This is a genomic window from Morganella psychrotolerans, from assembly GCF_001676155.1.
GTDB classification, from domain to species: Bacteria; Pseudomonadota; Gammaproteobacteria; order Enterobacterales; family Enterobacteriaceae; genus Morganella; species Morganella psychrotolerans.
In genome coordinates, this window is sequence record NZ_LZEW01000023.1 from 107,788 (window position 1) to 124,597 (window position 16,810).

The 16,810-nt window shown below is 46.7% G+C and carries 12 protein-coding genes and 1 pseudogene; 7 read left to right on the forward strand and 6 right to left on the reverse strand.

Going from position 1 to position 16,810, the window contains the following annotated elements; translation table 11 throughout:
• Window positions 1–92: 92 nt before the first annotated feature.
• From AYY16_RS13630 to AYY16_RS13645, 4 genes are all read right to left on the reverse strand, one after another.
• Window positions 93–1,274, reverse strand: coding sequence for a fimbrial protein (locus AYY16_RS13630; protein ID WP_067367619.1), 1,182 nt, complete (start codon window positions 1,272–1,274; stop codon window positions 93–95).
• Entirely contained in the window at window positions 1,264–3,777 is a 2,514-nt protein-coding gene (locus AYY16_RS13635; protein ID WP_067367621.1) for a fimbria/pilus outer membrane usher protein, read from the reverse strand. Before AYY16_RS13635 ends, AYY16_RS13630 begins: the two co-directional genes overlap by 11 nt.
• 18 nt (window positions 3,778–3,795) lie before the next feature.
• A complete protein-coding gene (locus AYY16_RS13640; protein ID WP_162271060.1) occupies window positions 3,796–4,527 on the reverse strand; it encodes a fimbrial biogenesis chaperone in 732 nt (243 codons plus the stop codon).
• Window positions 4,528–4,777: 250 nt separating this feature from the next.
• Window positions 4,778–5,314, reverse strand: a complete 537-nt coding sequence (locus AYY16_RS13645; protein ID WP_067367627.1) for a fimbrial protein — start codon at window positions 5,312–5,314, stop codon at window positions 4,778–4,780.
• Between the two features lie 1,044 nt (window positions 5,315–6,358).
• On the opposite strand from AYY16_RS13645, the pseudogene AYY16_RS13650 reads away from it, so the two are divergent.
• Window positions 6,359–7,997 (forward strand): annotated as a pseudogene (locus AYY16_RS13650) (Na+/H+ antiporter).
• Window positions 7,998–8,058: 61 nt separating this feature from the next.
• Here the strand turns inward: AYY16_RS13650 and AYY16_RS13655 are convergent.
• Together AYY16_RS13655 and AYY16_RS13660 are read right to left on the reverse strand one after the other, a co-directional pair.
• Window positions 8,059–9,303, reverse strand: a complete 1,245-nt coding sequence (locus AYY16_RS13655; protein WP_067367630.1) for a nucleoside permease — start codon at window positions 9,301–9,303, stop codon at window positions 8,059–8,061.
• A gap of 74 nt (window positions 9,304–9,377) precedes the next feature.
• Window positions 9,378–10,196 (reverse strand): purine-nucleoside phosphorylase, encoded by an 819-nt coding sequence (locus tag AYY16_RS13660; RefSeq protein WP_067367633.1) that lies wholly within the window; start codon window positions 10,194–10,196, stop codon window positions 9,378–9,380.
• Between the two features lie 166 nt (window positions 10,197–10,362).
• On the opposite strand from AYY16_RS13660, the gene AYY16_RS13665 reads away from it, so the two are divergent.
• The 6 genes from AYY16_RS13665 to AYY16_RS13690 all read left to right on the forward strand — a co-directional run bounded on the left by AYY16_RS13665 (window position 10,363) and on the right by AYY16_RS13690 (window position 16,803).
• The gene (locus tag AYY16_RS13665) at window positions 10,363–11,571 is read left to right on the forward strand and encodes an ROK family protein (RefSeq protein WP_067367636.1); all 1,209 of its coding nucleotides are present in this window, start codon (window positions 10,363–10,365) and stop codon (window positions 11,569–11,571) included.
• Window positions 11,572–11,767: 196 nt separating this feature from the next.
• A complete protein-coding gene (locus AYY16_RS13670; RefSeq protein WP_067367639.1) occupies window positions 11,768–12,169 on the forward strand; it encodes a DUF4878 domain-containing protein in 402 nt (133 codons plus the stop codon).
• Window positions 12,169–12,732: a YiiX/YebB-like N1pC/P60 family cysteine hydrolase gene (locus AYY16_RS13675; protein WP_067367643.1), complete on the forward strand. Its 564-nt coding sequence runs from the start codon at window positions 12,169–12,171 to the stop codon at window positions 12,730–12,732. Before AYY16_RS13670 ends, AYY16_RS13675 begins: the two co-directional genes overlap by 1 nt.
• 42 nt (window positions 12,733–12,774) lie before the next feature.
• Entirely contained in the window at window positions 12,775–13,692 is a 918-nt protein-coding gene (rnz, locus tag AYY16_RS13680) for a ribonuclease Z (RefSeq protein ID WP_067367646.1), read from the forward strand.
• Between the two features lie 92 nt (window positions 13,693–13,784).
• Window positions 13,785–14,708, forward strand: coding sequence for a LysR family transcriptional regulator (locus AYY16_RS13685; protein ID WP_067367649.1), 924 nt, complete (start codon window positions 13,785–13,787; stop codon window positions 14,706–14,708).
• A 478-nt stretch (window positions 14,709–15,186) separates the two neighbouring features.
• On the forward strand, window positions 15,187–16,803 hold the full coding sequence (locus AYY16_RS13690; protein WP_067367652.1) for an L-lactate permease: 1,617 nt from the start codon (window positions 15,187–15,189) through the stop codon (window positions 16,801–16,803).
• Window positions 16,804–16,810 lie beyond the last annotated feature (7 nt).

Here is a 16,810-nt window from a genome sequence, read left to right on the forward strand (position 1 = left end):
TTTTCGTTTCTGAACCGGTTGAATAATGGGTGGGATTATACCTGTAATTTTCAGCGCTGTATCACGCTGCCAAACCCGGCAAGTCAATGGTTTTACCGGTATATCAGTGTAAATCCGGCAGTAGTCTGAAGTTTACCTTCACGAATTTCAGGTGCAACCTGATAATAGCGACCACTGACAGAAAAATGATAAACACCTCTGATTACCTCATAGCTGTTTTCCACATCCCACTGAGTGTCGTCATTAATATAAACCGGCGCATCCGTACCGAGCGGCTTGATATTATTATCAATTAACACCTGAACACCGACACCTTTTGCTGCATTTTGTCCGGTCAGATTATTAAGCAAAACCCCCTGACGCCGCAATGCCCCTGATGCTTCATTTCCGGCAATAGCTTCAAAAACAGATGCACGGATATTACGGATAATATTCGTCCCCGCGCAATCAATATACACATCCACACTCTGCGGACCATTATCACCATAGGCGGTACTGCCTGTTCCGGAAAACTGAGCAGAACTGACTTTGCCGAGGCTGAGAAGTTGCTCCCGGTTGGAAAAGCGGTAACGGCAGGACTCTTTCAGATATTTGACAGAAATATTGCTGACTTTTTTCAGCGGAATCGTCCAGCGTCCGTCCAACTCAATGGCTCCGCTGCGGTTATATATTGAAATAGCAACAGGATAAGGTGAATTAACATTCACCGGCAGATAAGCGAGTCCGTTATTGTCATCCGGCTGTTCATTGGTTCTGACCAGTGTCACTTTAACGCCCAGTGCGAACTGAGCCGTCGCGGTACAACTGATATCAATGTCTGATGCGCCGGTTGTGCTTATCTTACTGTACCTGGTGATAGCCGGATTAACATAAGTCCCTGAAAATGCACCGCCGATATCCAGCCGGTAACCCACTCCCGGCACATTTGACTGAATAATGGCATAGCCGTCTTTCTCGCCCAGAACAGTACCAATTCCTTCCGCAGTCACTGATGCACGGTACGTTTCACCTTTTGTACACTTAAACCTGGGCGATGAATAACTTGTATGAAAATGCGGAATATATTCGGTTTCAATTAATCGTCCGCTGGTATCACGGATAGGCTCACCAAATTCGTAGCTGCCGGAGTTAAATACGCCGATAGTGGCACGAATATTTGTCGCTCCCCGCCAGACAGGGGCAACGTGCCCCTTAATATCGGTAATGGTGCTGAATGCTGATACCTGCATGCTGGTAATCATCAATAACAGGGAAAACAAACAGTTAATTCTCATGATCAATCACCCCGCAGGTCACTGTGACAACTGAAACTTTATCATTCATAAGGTATTTCTGATTAATTGCATTCAGATCTACCTCACACTGACCACCATCAGCCGAATTGGTATCCACCAGAATCTTTGTCAGTTTCTCATTCAGATTCAGGAAGATTTTCCCGCCCTGTCCGACAAACGTAAGTGGCGTATTATCATTACTATAGACGGTGGCGCCAAGGGACAATGCATGCCCCTGTTCATCCGTGGCTTTCAGGACGACCGGCGCACCAATCCGGGTATCCAGCGTCACAAACACCGCACTGCCGGAGCGCGGGATAACCATTCTCTTTGATTCTTCAATGGTGTAATTCTGCCCCAGATCTTTGGTTTCCACGCCGATTAAATTCTTCCGGTAAGGCACTAAATTCGGCTGGATAGCATAACCGGCGCTGTTAGTTGTTGTATCCGCTCCAATAACCTGCGCATTTTCAACACCTTCCGCCTTAATAACAGCGAATGAACTTCCCAGCGTATTGGAGAACAAAAGTCCTCCGCTGTGACCGACTATTGCCCCGGAAGCACTCAGACTCAATGTTTTGGCGTCAGGATAATGGCTGTAATCCGAAGAAAAATCCGCAAATGATGTTTTATAACGCGCTCCGGCCGTTGCATACCGGTTTGCTTCACCGTCATATCTGTCCTGTCCGGCAGATAATGAATAATCGAGATTTTCATTCAGCCGTCCGCTGACACCGGCACCAATATTGCGGGTACTGTCTGAAGAGAGATAATTACTGGTCAGATAGGTGCTGTCACCGACAGAAAGCGGGATACTCAGTGACAGTGAAAAAAGGGTATCTTTATTATATTGGTTATCTGTTTTTTGTAATGACGCAATAACACCGGCATCAAAAACCGTTGCCGAATAAGAGAGTGTATATTGTTTGCTGCTTGCGCTGCTGTTCCAGTAATCCGCCGTTGAACCACTCATACTGATACTGCCGGTGTTATAAGGCAGGCGCTGGCTCATTGATAATGTATATTGGGTTTTCAGTTTATACGCATTATTTTGCTGCTGATCATCATATTGATAATGCGCATCATTTATCTGCATCGCGTTATAAACACTGATGTAGTTCTTAGAATCAAACTGTATAGAAGACAGGTTTATATAGGTTTCGGTTGCCGCAAATGATTTGCTGTAACTGAGTTTATAGGAGCTCCCTTCAAGGGTTTTATCCGTGTCTTTCAGTTGGGCTTTTGCATGAATAACTTCACCATTAAATGCCCCGACGGGTGTATTTATCGTCATACCTGCCGCGCCGGATAAATAATCATTACTGACCACCGTTCCCAGAGAAGCCGATATCCGGTTATTAATACCATAGCGCAGTGACGCATCTGTTACCGGATCACCAAAGACACTATTCCGGTAACGTAATTTACCCACACCAATATCAAAGTCTAATTTTCCCGGGCGGGTAAATGCCAGCCCGCTCTGAACCGGAATGTTCATCTTTTGTACGTCACCACCGGCGCCGATAATATCAACACGCAAATCACCCGAATAATAGAGCGGCAGCAGATCACTTATTTCAAAAGGTCCCGCGGGAACAACTGTGCTGTAAATCTCTGTGCCGGAGTCCGCAAGGTACACTTTTACCTGCGACTGTGTTTTGGCTATTCCCTGAATAATCGGCGCAAAACCGGTTTCACGACTGGATAACATGCTGTTATCATTGCGTAATCTGACACCGCGCAATGAACTGCCATTAGAAAACACAGAGCCGGAATAAAAATCACCGAGTGTCAGTTTTCCTCTGACACTATCAATATCCCGCTCAAGCCAGGTCATTACCGCTGAATATTTATCATCATTAATCTGACTGTCATGGCGCAGACGCCATTTATAAAAATTCACACCTGAGTTTAATGTCAATGAATCGGCGGTATTTTCATAACCTTCCGCACGGGTGGTATAGCGGTTATAAAAATAATTACTGAATATGACGGAATTACCTTCATCCCAATTGTTCGGATTACTTTCCGGCGGGACTGGTTTAAGTAAATCGCGTTGCGGAACAGAAACAGAAAGTTGCTGTTTATTGAAAATAAATTCGAAAAATGATTCGGGTATCAGGTCTGATAAAGAAGAGCAGCTATTTTCATCCTGAGTTTCATATTTCTTATGATACAGCTGAACAAGTGAATCGGTTAATCCCATGGAATCAATTAATTCAGGTGTTAAACAAAGCTGTAATTTCTCATCTTTACTCTCAAGCTTAATGAGAAACTGACCGATGTGCTGTTCATTAATATAAACATCCGTGCTGTATAATCCCGGCATCTGATCATTATCAGTCGCCAGCACACGTAAATCGACATCGTCACTAACTGCGTAATTTTTAATAAATGCAGGGTTAAATTCATAATCATCGTCGTCATTATCGTCAGCCAATACCATGCTGCACGGCAGCATGACCGAGAATAAAATAACCGGCAGATAATTAAACCCTTTCATGAAATTAGCCCAATAACCTTAATTTACTATTTTAACCGAATCTGAACTGCCGCCTGAATCATTAATATAACTAAATTTAATTTCCGCAGACTGACCCGGAACGGTATTTAACCGGCTAATTTTTGCCTTAGTTATTCCGCCGAAAGGTGACATCATGGCTAAACCTGACTGTACGTCATATTCCTGCCCGCCGGTAATAACCCTGGCTTTATCAAGGGTAATATAGAAGGCGCTGTTATTTTTCGCTGACAACCAAATATCTGAACCTTGTTTTGTTATTGTCCAGTCAATCTTATCAACCGCTGTATTGTAATCACCGGCAATAGCCGAAGGCCGGTAAAAGAATTTAAATTTAGATAAAACAGATATTTGCAAGCTGTTTTCAATGTTTTTACTTTTAGGCGGGACATCAAGAACATTCAGTGTAAAAACACTTTCACGATCGGTTGCAAGCGGCTCACCGGTATACAGAATACGGACTGTCTGGACATTACCCGGCTTGATTTTAAATAATGGCGGCAGCACAACAAACGGAGTGTCCTCAATATCTGCCTTTGAGACTTCTTTATCTGTTCTTTTTTCGGAGAAACCTGTTGTCAGCCATACCTGGCTCAGTGCTGTTTTTTCACCGCTGTTTTCAACATTAATGGATATTTCCTTATCATCTGAAGGATATACAAACCGGGTACCGGTTATCACAATACTGGCTGTCGCCGGAATAGCCACTAACGACAGAAAGACAGCTATCATCTTTTTAATCATACGTGTTTTATATACTCGGATAATGATGAGTTAAAGACAAAAAAACAGAAAATGGAAACAGGGTGATTAGAACAAATTCACCGGCCTATTTCCATTATATTTTATAAATATACCCTTATTCATTCAAACTGCAGGTTCGTTGGCTACTCTCAGCCAGCCGGGTCACATAGTTTACTATGCTCCCAGTCTATCTTCCCTTGCCGCCTTCCTGCATCTTGAATGACGTTGGGTATGAATATTATTTATAAATAATTTCGAAATCAACGTTAGATTCTACTAAACCGGGCTCAGAAATACCCAGCGCGTAATACTTGGCAACATAGTTTAACTGAATATTACCTTCTGCTAATTTGGTAAAACCAACATTTTGATTATCTTTATCCATACCCAGTTTAATAAGCTGATCATTCTGGTTGTACAACGCGATATTGACGTTTTTCGCGGTTGTTGTACCCACACCCGCGGTATTCAGCGTTTTCGTGGCTAAGTCAATGTTCGGGCCGACAAAACTTAAACCAACATCTGTTACTGTTTCTGCTGCGGCACATTTTGATAATTGAATGGTAAAAGGTGTTGTGCCTGTTGTATCACCGGCAGTTTGCAGTGCATTAGCGCTGACTTTCGGTAATGTAACCGTTTTATTTTTATCAGAACCTTCAACTACACAGCTTTGTTTTACCACTTCACCTTTAAACGTAATTTTACCATCACCCGCTACAGCACCGGAAGAAATAGCAGCAAAAATAATAGCGGTAATGACATTAATTTTTTTCATGGAGTATATTCTCGTCGTCTCAATAATGAATTTATACCCTTATTCATTCAAACTGCAGGTTCGTTAGCTGCGCTCAAATAGCCGGGTCACATAGTTTATCTATGCTCCCCGTCTATTTTCCCTTGCCGCCTTCCTGCAACTTGAATGACGTTGGGTATAGTTATATTTAGATAGTTATATTTTGATATATTTGGATGTAAGTAACTTAACTTGGAAATACTCTAACATATACGGTCACACCTTTAGAATTGATCTGGCGCAAGTTTTGAATTAGTAAAATTTTAATCCAAAATCAACGTCATTATCAGACTTAAAGTCCTGACTGAATCGCTTCAATTAGCATTAATAACTAATTTAAGCTGTGTAATGCGCTACAAAACAAATTTAGATACTGAACAAGGAGAAAATCTAATGTTCACACAAAGTGAGGAATATATAACTGATTGATTTTTAATGAATTGAATTAATCATCCATATCTTTAATGAATAAATAATGCGTTAATTCTTATTAAAAAAATGCGTTAATCTGGTAGCATTTATTATTAGTAACTAATTTTTAACACATGTAACTAATCGGTTGTAAATATTAAATCAATAACACTATATAAAATATAGAATTTCTTATTTTGATTAAAAAAAACGATCCAATCCTTTCTATTAAAAGTATTGTTTTATTTTATTTTTATTAATGCCGACTTAATATTATCTAATCTATTTTATTATTACAGGATAGCCTTAAAATGCATATTAATAACGAAAACATGCATAGAAATGGTGTTTTTTGACAGGGTAAAACCGAAAAAGGTAAGCGGCATGCACGCTGCCAAGGTTTGGCTCATGAACACACAATGACACAAAACACAAAATGAGACATTCATCACTTTTTAATGTAACGTCATGAAACAGAAATTTCTGTTAATCTTTTGATACACAATAATTTTACAATTGCGGCTTTCTCTGCTTTATTTCTACTGTCAATCGTATAATCTGCCTGCCCGAAATCTGTGGCTCTGTATCAGGATCCTGTAAGGATAAAAACTGCCTATGTCTGTCGTTACACTAATTCTCGTTTTTTTTGCTGGCGGTTATTGCCAGTGTTTTTATCTCCCGTCTGTTGGGTGATAAAATTCCGTTACCTTTTATTCAGATTGCAATTGGTGCCGGGTTATCACTGTTCGGCTTTGATGTGGCGTTTGATCCGCACCTGTTCCTGTTCCTGTTTATTCCGCCGCTGCTGTTTCTGGATGGCTGGCGTATTCCGAAAGAAGCCCTGTTCAGTGATATCAAACCTATTTTCTCCCTGGCTATCGGGCTGGTTTTTGTCACCGTCGTCGGCATGGGATTATTTATTCACTGGCTGATACCTGCCATTTCCCTGGCGGTTGCGTTTGCACTGGCAGCGATCCTCTCACCGACAGACCCGGTATCCGTTGCGGCAATGACCGTTAATGCCCCGCTGCCTTCCCGTATGGCGCACATTCTTGAAGGGGAATCCCTGTTTAATGATGCCAGTGGGCTGGTCTGTTTCAGTTTTGCCGTTACCGCGGCACTGACCGGAACATTTTCCCTGCCGGAGGCCACCGGTAAATTCGTTCTTGTTGCACTCGGCGGTATTATTGCCGGGCTGTTAATTGCCCTGATTGTCGGCAAAGTAAACCAGTTCCTGGTAAAACGAACGGGGGAAGACCCGGCTATCCAGATAATGATCAGCCTGATGATCCCGTTTGTTTCTTATCTGGCAGCTGAGCACCTGGGTGTCTCCGGGATCCTCGCAGCAGTCGCTGCCGGTATTGCCATGCACTATGAGCGGATTGTCGGGCGTATGCAGTCTGCCACCCGCATGCAGAGCAAAGCGGTCTGGGATACGGTGCAGGTCGCACTGAACGGGATGATTTTTATTCTGCTGGGTGAACAGTTACCGGCAATGTGGCGTTCAATTCCTGAAGTGGCGGCGGATGCCGGTGCCGCAGAGCCGTGGATGCTCCTGGCGTATGTGGTGATTATTACTGTCGGACTGGCGCTGCTGCGTTTTTCCTGGGTATGGATCTCCATGACCCTGACGGTTTTCCATCAGCGCCGTAAAGGTAACGAGCAGACAATGCCACATCTGCGCCTGATGGCGATTATGGCAACAGCCGGTGTCCGTGGTGCCATTACACTTGCCGGTATTCTGACGCTGCCGCTGCTGCTTAATGACGGCACACCGTTCCCGCACCGCGACCTTGCCATCTTCCTCGCCATGGGCGTGATTCTGTTCTCGCTGGTGATCGCCGCCGTCGCCCTGCCAATCCTGACAAAAGGGCTGAGTACAGACTTACCGCATAATAATGATGAGTTAAATGCCCGCTTTACACTGAATGAAGCGGCCATGAATAACCTGCGGCTGCAAATGGCAGAGCCGCTGGAAGATATAGATGAAATGACACTGCGCACTGAAGTAGGGACTCACTTACTGGAGATCTACGGTCGCCACCTGGACAGTGACGGTGATGAGAAAACCGCGAATTTTGACTGGCACAATGTTATCCGCATGGAGCGGCGCATGTCTCTGATTGCCCTGCGCGCAGAGCGGGAAGCGCTGAAACAGTTGCGTAAAAGTAAAAATATCAATGAGCATACCTATGTTCATCTGATACAGGAGCTTGATCTGAAAGAAGAAGCGCTGAAGCTCGCGCTGCATTAAAAAAAATAACCAGCCGCGCCATTCCCGGCGCGGCTGGTTTTTATGTTACCGTTAATTCGCTTCAAACAGAGGCAGGCTTTGCAGTCCGGTGATCATAATGGAACGTAAACTGGAAAATAACCGCCAGCACAACAGTATAGGAAGAGAAAATCAGCCAGATTGACTGCCAGTCTTTCACACCATCAACTGTAAACATATCGACAACCATACCGCTGATAATCGCCCCCGCATAAGCCCCCACGCCGTTGACCATCATCATAAACAGCCCCTGCGCACTGGCGCGGATTTTTGAGCTGACGGTCTGTTCAATAAAAATCGAACCGGACACGTTGAAGAAATCAAATGCGCAGCCATACACAATCATGGACAGCACGAGGAAGAAGAAACCGATTGATACCGGTTCACCAAAGGCAAACAGTCCGAAACGCAGTGTCCATGCCACCATACTGATCAGCATGACTTTTTTAATACCGTAGCGCTTGAGAAAGAACGGAATGGCAAGGATAAACACGACTTCCGCCATCTGAGAGACAGAAAGCAGAATGGACGGATACTGTACCACCAGCGAATCCTGATATTCCGGAATACGCGCAAAATCATGCAGAAACGGACTGCCGAACGTATTGGTGATTTGCAGTACCGCACCCAGCAACATGGCAAACAGAAAGAAAACAGCCATTGTCGGCTGTTTAAACAGCACAAAGGCATCCAGCCCGTAACGCTGTGCCCAGGTCGTATTACCCGTCTGTTTCACCACCGGAATCGCCGGCAGAGTCAGAGAGTAAACCGCCAGCAGCAGAGATGCCCCCGCCGCGATATACAGCTGAGTATTACTCAGTTCAAACTTCATCAGACTGACTGTCCACATCGCTGCGATAAAACCGATGGTTCCGAACACGCGGATAGCAGGGAAATGCGACACTGAATCCAGATTATATTTTTGCAGGCTTGCATAACTGACGGAATTTGACAGCGCAATCGTCGGCATAAATGCCATCGCATTAATCAGCATTACCCAGAACAATACATGTACATCGGTGACGGTTGCGGCATAAAAAAGTGCGCCCGCGCAGATCAGATGACACAAACCATAGAGCCGGTTTGCCGGAATAAATTTATCCGCAATAATGCCCACCAGACCGGGCATGATAATCGCAGCCAGCCCTTTGGTGCTGTAAATCCAGCCCACATCTGCGCCGGTAAAATTCAGGGTTTTTATCATGTATGCGCCGAGGGTGATAAGCCAGGCGCCCCAGATAAAATACTGGAGGAACAACATCGCTTTCAGTCTGATTCTGATATCCATGGGTATCTCCGCTGAGATAAAGAGGGAAAAGGCCGCCAACGTCCCATGATGTCAGGGCGGCCAGTGAACACCATTCAGAAACGGGTAATAATCTCTGTGACCAGTTTCAGGAATGTCCCTTTTACCCGTTCAGCAGTTTCAATCACTTCATCATGACTCAGCGGTTGATCCAGAATTCCGCACGCCATGTTAGTCAGGCAGGAAATACCCAGGGTTTCGATACCGGCATGGCGCGCAACCAGGGCTTCCGGTACAGTCGACATTCCAACCGCATCTGCGCCCAGCGTGCGGATCATGCGGATTTCAGCCGGTGTTTCATATACCGGACCTGTCCACCAGGCATAAACCCCTTCACGCAGTGTCACGCCCTGCTCAGCAGCAACGTCTTTCGCTATCCCGCGCAGGTTTTTACTGTATACCTGACTGACATCCAGGAAACGCACACCCAGGTCCGGATTATTCGGCCCGATCAGCGGATTATTTGCAGTCAGGTTAAGATGATCCGTAATCAGCATCAGGTCGCCCGGCTGAAAACCTGTATTTACTGCACCACAGGCATTGGTAATAATCAGTTTTTCCACACCCAGCGCTTTCATCAGACGAACAGGAAAAGTCACCTGATCAAGTGAAACGCCTTCGTAATAATGGAAGCGCCCTTTCATCGCCACCACATTCTGACCACCCAGTGTGCCGATAACCAGCTCATTGGCATGACCGACGGCGGAAGAACTGGCAAAATGCGGGATATCGTTATACGGGATACGCACTGCGTTTTCCAGAATATCGGCAAACGGTCCCAGACCGGATCCTAAAATGATCCCGATAGTCGGTTTGATGGTTATCTGTGCTTCAACAAACGCCTTGCTCTCTGCAATATCGGCTGTGAGATGCATTATTTATCTCCTGAATTAGTCCGGCATGTAACTATAAGTGAAGTATATGGTGCGATTGTAGATCAGATGTAAACATGGAAATACGATCTTCTTCTCAATATGAGAAAAAGATTTCACTTATAATGATGAAACAGGTGTGACCCGTAAAAGAAGGAGATTCGGGCTTATGGCGCTATCCGGCATACTCAGTGAGTTTCGGTCATCCAAAAATTCCAAAACCCGCAAACTGAAAGCACTCTGGCAAATTATCCTCAATGACGGACCTGTCCGCGCGGACACGCTGTCAGAAAAAGCCAATATGAACGCCGCAACCTGCGCCCGGCTGCTCGATGAACTTATCAGACTCGGCCTTATCTCTGCCGGGGAACTCGGGCAATCTACCGGCGGGCGCAAACCTATCCTTTACAGTGTCAATCCGGACAAAGGCCGTCTCGCCGGTATTGAAATCAGTAATATTTACTCCACCATTGTGCTGCAAAATTTCAGACTTGATGTGCTGGCAACCTGTAAAATCAAGGCGACCGGACAGGAAACCCCGCAGGTATTGCTGGAGAAATTGCTCACACGGTTGCAGACTCTGCTGGAAGAACACCATCTCACCACCGGCGATTTAGCCGGCATCGGTATTGCCGCAGACTATACTCTGCCTGCGGGCAGTGACCGGCAGGCAGTAAATGAATATCTGATCCCGCACCTGAAAGAAATGGCGGAAACCCGGACCGGATGTCCGGTCACTATCGGCAGTGGTGTCAATTTTGCTGCCCTTGCGGAATACCGCCTGCGTCACAAACAGAGCCGCCGCCTGTTTTTCACCACCTGTGATGCGGAGATCCGCAGCAGTACCATTCTCAGTGAACCCATCCGTTTTATGCCGCCCGGTACAGAAAATGCGTTTGGTCATATGACGCTCGACCTTCGCGGACGCGCCTGTGAATGTGGCACCTTTGGTTGTCTTAACCAATACGGCTCAATGGAGGCTATCCGCAACACGGTAATTCAGCATCTGCGGCGCGGTAAACCATCAGTCATTACCACACTGGTCAGTGATGAACAGGAAATTGATTATCATGTGATTTTTAAAGCGATTGAACTGGCTGATCCCCTCTGTACCGAAGCACTGGAAGAAGCGGCTTACTATTACGGGCAGGCGATCGCCAATATCATTCTCTCTTTTCAGCCCGATGTCGTGGTCTGCGGCGGAACGCTCACGCCAAAACATACGTTTTTTGCCACTGTGCAAAAAACAGTGGCGCAAAAACTCGCCGGATTTCCGCAAATCGATACCCGGATAGTCGCCGCATTTGATTCCTACGAGATTGTTTCACAGGGTGCGGGCGCAATGGTACTGGAGAGCCTGCTCAGTGATAATCCCTGATTTATTGCGTAGTTAATCATCTGAATCAGTGTATACCTATCACGACCTGCGCAGTATCTCCCTCACTGCGCTATCTTTTTCTGAATCCCGGGCAGACACAGCATCCGGGATTGATAAGCCACCTGATGTCCGTATACTTCCCATCGTATTGTTAAAAAAATAATAAAAATTTCATTGCAGTTGTTAAGGAAAAACTATGTTTAAAAAAATCGCGCTCTCCCTGTTGCTGGTAACCGGCAGTTTTATGCTGACCGCCTGCGGCAGCGAACCACCGGAAGCGGTAGCACAACAGTTTTACAGCGCCGTTGAGAAAAAAGATGCAGATAAAGCCTATGATCTGCTCGCCATCCCTGAAAAAGATAAAAAGAAAAACGAGATGGAAATCAAAGGTAAAGTACAGATGATTGTCGGGGATATGGCCGGACGCATCGCCAAAAACGGTGGCGTAAAAAGCACTGAAGTGAAATCTGTTGATATTGATGAGGCGAAAAAACGCGCCACGGTTATCCTGACCGTCCGTTTTAATGACGGCAAACAGAAAGATGAGCGCTTCCTGCTCACTCAGGAAAACGACGACTGGAAAGTTATTCTGCGCTGATGATCCCCCGTATATCCGCCGGGAGCCTGCTCCCGGTCCTGTTTTTTATCTCATTGTCACTCAGCGCATCCCCTCTGCCGCCCGGCATTCAGAGCGGCGACCTTATCTTCCGTGATGGCGGTGAAGCCATCAGTGACATTGTCAGAACCGTGGATAACAGCGGGTTCAGCCACGTCGGTATGCTTGATATTGCCCCGGACGGCGTTTATGTTATTCATGCCACGCCACAGGAGCACCCGGGCGGAATAGCCGGTGTTAACCGGGATACTCTGGATTTTTTTATCCTTCATGCCAAAAACGGGCAGGTCAGTTATTACGCCGTACAGGCAGATGACGCTCATCACCGGCTCGCCCGTGACAATGCCTTGTCACAAACCGGCACACCTTTCAGTATCAATCCGCAGGAAGGGCTTTATTGTACCCAACTGGTGGCACAGGCCTGGCAGTCCGCCGGGCTGACAATTATTAACGGTAAAACCCGTCTGAGTTTACCGATGGTCGAAGAACCGCTAATCTTACCGGAAAATCTTACCCGCTCGCCGCTGCTCCGTCGTATTCCGTGAGTCTCCGCCTGCGGGCAGCAAAATCGTAATACGGGGAACAATATGGAGTTAATTTTTCTGGGCACCGGTGCCGGTGTTCCGTCAAACAACCGCAATGTCAGCAGCCTGGTGCTGGATCTCAAATCATTACAGCGCGGTTTATGGATGTTTGACTGCGGCGAAGGCACGCAACACCAAATTCTGAGAAGCCCGGTAAAAATCCCGAAGCTGGAAAAAATCTTTATCACCCATCTGCACGGCGACCATATTTTTGGTCTGCCGGGGCTCTTATGCAGCCGCTCTATGGGCGGATGCGAAGAACCACTCACACTTTTTGGTCCGGCGGGACTGGCGCAGTTTGTGGAAACCACCCTGAGCCTGAGCGGCTCATACCTGACCTTCCCGCTGGAGATTATTGAGATAGCGGAAGAAGGCGTGATTTATGATGACGGACAATTGAAAGTCAGCGCTTACTCACTTGAGCACCCTGTTGTCAGCTATGGTTTCCGTATCGAAGAGTATGATAAGCCCGGCGCACTGGATGCTCAGCGTCTGAAAGATGATGGTGTACCGTCAGGTCCGTGGATGCAGGCGCTGAAAAAGGGTAATGATGTAACCCTGGATGATGGCCGGGTTATTCATGGTGCTGATTATCTCGGCACACCACAGCGCGGGCGGCATCTGGTGATTTTCGGGGATACCGCGCCATGTGAAAACGCGCTGAAACTGGCACAAAACGCCGATGTGATTGTTCTGGAAGCCACCCTGGACAGCTCGATGACAGAAAAAGCCAACAGTCGCGGACACTCATCCACAGTACAGACCGCCACACTTGCACGCGATGCCGGGGTAAAAACGCTGATCGCCACTCACTTCAGCGGGCGCTATAGCGCAGAAGATTGTGAGCGTTTACTTCGCGAATGTCAGGCGATATTCCCGGAAACCGTTTTCGCCTACGACCATATGGTATACACAATTTAAGCCCGGACATGGCGGGGGTGTTATCACTGTTATACTGATTTTGATATAGTGGCTTTTATATCATCCTATAACACATTGCCGGAGATTTTATCATGCTGCCCGCCCACGATTACGCTAATGACCTGATTTTATTCGCGCTTATTGTGGATTGCGGCTCTTTCAGCAAAGCCGCTGAAATGGCGGGTGTTACCGGCTCCGTGCTCAGTAAACGGGTCGGACGGCTGGAAAAAGCCCTCGGCGCACGCCTGCTTTACCGCACCACCCGCAGCCTGTCAGTGACAGAAAATGGTCAGGTACTGTATCAGCATGCAAAATCCCTCACCGGTCAGGTTCACAGCGCTTTGCAGGCGGTCAGTGCAAACAGTGATGAACTGACCGGACTGATACGTATGTCAGTACCCACTATCTCCGGAGAACTGGTTCTCAGTGACAGCGTGGCTGAGTTCTGTGAAAAATACCCGAATGTGAAAGTGGAAATGCATCTGGAGAACCGGTTTGTTGACCTGGTAAATGAAGGTATTGATCTCGCCATCCGCACAGGAATGATGAGTGATTCCAGCCTGATAGCCCGCCCGCTTATCGATTCTCACTGGGTGATCCTCGCCTCACCCCGCTATTTGGAAAAACACCCTGCACCACAAAACCCGGAAGATCTGCTGACACATAACTGCCTGACTTACACCTATCAGCAAAGCGGCACATCAAACTGGCTGATGAGACGCCCGGATACCGGGGAGATTTATGAGCTTCAGGTGAGCGGTAATATCGCGTTTAACAATGCCCGCGCCATCCGTAAAGCCCTGCTGGGCGGACATGGCATTGCAATGGTGCCGCGCTGTATGGTGCATGAAGATTTAGACGCCGGATTATTAACTGAAGTGCTGCCCGGCTACAGCGGGAAAAAACTCGGCGTTTACGCGGTGTATCCTTATACCCGACACCTGCCGATGAAAATCCGTCTGTTGATTGATCATATTCAGCAATCTTATCAGGCTATCCGTCCCTATTTCGGCTGATACCCTTATTCATTCAAACCGCAGGTTCGTTGGCTGCAGCTTGAATGACGTTGGGTATAGTTATCAATCTATTAGTCGTTTTTTTGGAATTTCTCTATCGCCCTGAACCGCTTAATTAATGTGACCCCATCCTTTTATCATACAAATAAAACTCATACCTTATTGATAAACAATAATTTTAAATTACAGAAATATATTCATTAATTCCTGTTTTTCACTACTTTTATCTGTTTTGTAATTGTTAAAAAAAATGCAGCATAGATTATTCATTTCGGTTGTGATTAAAATAATTGTGTAATAAAAATTTAACGACCCCCTACAACCAATATACCCAACGTCATTCAAGATGCAGGAAGGCGGCAAGCTCCGACCGCCGGGGAGCATACATAAGTATGTGACCCGGCTGGCTGAGCGAAGCCAACGAACCTGTAGTTTGAATGAATAAGGGTATACAACAATAATAATATCTGAGGGCATTATGGCTATTTTTTTCAGTCTTGCACCTATCGTGATGTTAATCTGGATGATGACAAAACGCCGCAGTATCCCTTCCTACATTGCATTGCCGCTCACAGCGACAGTGGTACTTTGTATTCAGTTGTTCTGGTTTAAAACCGATTTTACGCTGCTCGGTGCCAATATTATTACTGCGTTTATGTCTGTTCTGACCCCGATAACCATTATCGCCGGGGCCATTATGCTAAATAAACTGATGCAGATAAGCGGCGCGGAAAATGTTGTCCGTAACTGGCTGGAGAACATCAGCCCGAACCCGGTCGCACAACTGATGATTATCGGCTGGGCATTTGCATTTACGATTGAAGGTGCCAGCGGGTTCGGCACACCGGCGGCGATTGCCGCACCCATCCTGGTGGGTCTGGGCTTTCCGGCAATGCGGGTCGCATTACTGACGCTGGTGATGAACTCCGTGCCTGTTTCATTCGGTGCGGTCGGTACGCCGACCTGGTTTGGTTTTGCCAATCTCGGGCTGTCAGAAGAGAGTGTGTATCAGATAAGCCATTATTCTGCCCTTATTCACTTTGTGGCAGCATTCTTCATTCCGCTGCTGGCGCTGCGCTTTATTGTCAGTTGGCAGGAAATCCGCCGTAATATCGTGTTTATTCTTCTCAGTGTCCTCTCCTGTACTGTGCCATATCTGCTGCTGGCGCAGGTTAATTATGAATTCCCGGCACTGCTGGGCGGTGCGATCGGTCTGGGTATTTCTGTGGTAATTGCCCGTGCCGGAATCGGACTGACCAAAACAGAGCAGAAACAAGAGAAGAAAGTCATTCCGTTCGGTCAGGTTATCAAAGCGATGGCGCCGACATTACTGCTGATCGCCATTCTGATTGTGACCCGCATCCACCAGCTCGGGATCAAAGGTCTGCTCAACAGCACCAATGTTATCTGGGAAGGCACGCTTGGTTTCCTCGGACATATCACGCTGAGTGATGCATTGATTGTCCGCCTGAGTAATGTCTTCGGCACCCCGGCGGCGGCAGATTACAAAACCCTGTATGTCCCGGCACTGATCCCGTTCTTTCTCGTCGTGATCATCGGCATTTTTCTGTTCAGACTGACGCGCGGGCAGGTAAAAACCATGTTTGTGCAGACCGCACAACAGACAAACAAGCCGTTTATTGCCCTGTTTGGTGCGCTAATCATGGTCAATCTGATGATGCAGGGCGGTGAAAATGCGCCGGTTTATATTATCGGGCGTTCGCTTGCAGGTGCCACCGGTGAAAACTGGCTCTGGTTTGCCTCCTATCTGGGTGCGCTCGGCTCGTTCTTCTCCGGCTCCAATACCGTATCAAACCTGACCTTCGGCGGTATTCAGCAATCTATTGCACAGACTACCGGGCTTAATGTGAATTTAACCCTGGCGCTGCAATCTGTCGGCGGGGCAATGGGCAACATGGTGTGCCTCAATAATATTATCGCGGTCTGCACTATCCTCGGGATCAGTAATGCAGAGGGATCGATTATCAAAAAGACGGTGGTTCCGATGTTTATTTACGGGCTGATTGCAGCCGGGATGGCGTTTATCCTGACGTTAGGTATACACGGCACTGATTTTGTTACAGACATTAAATAGGTATTAA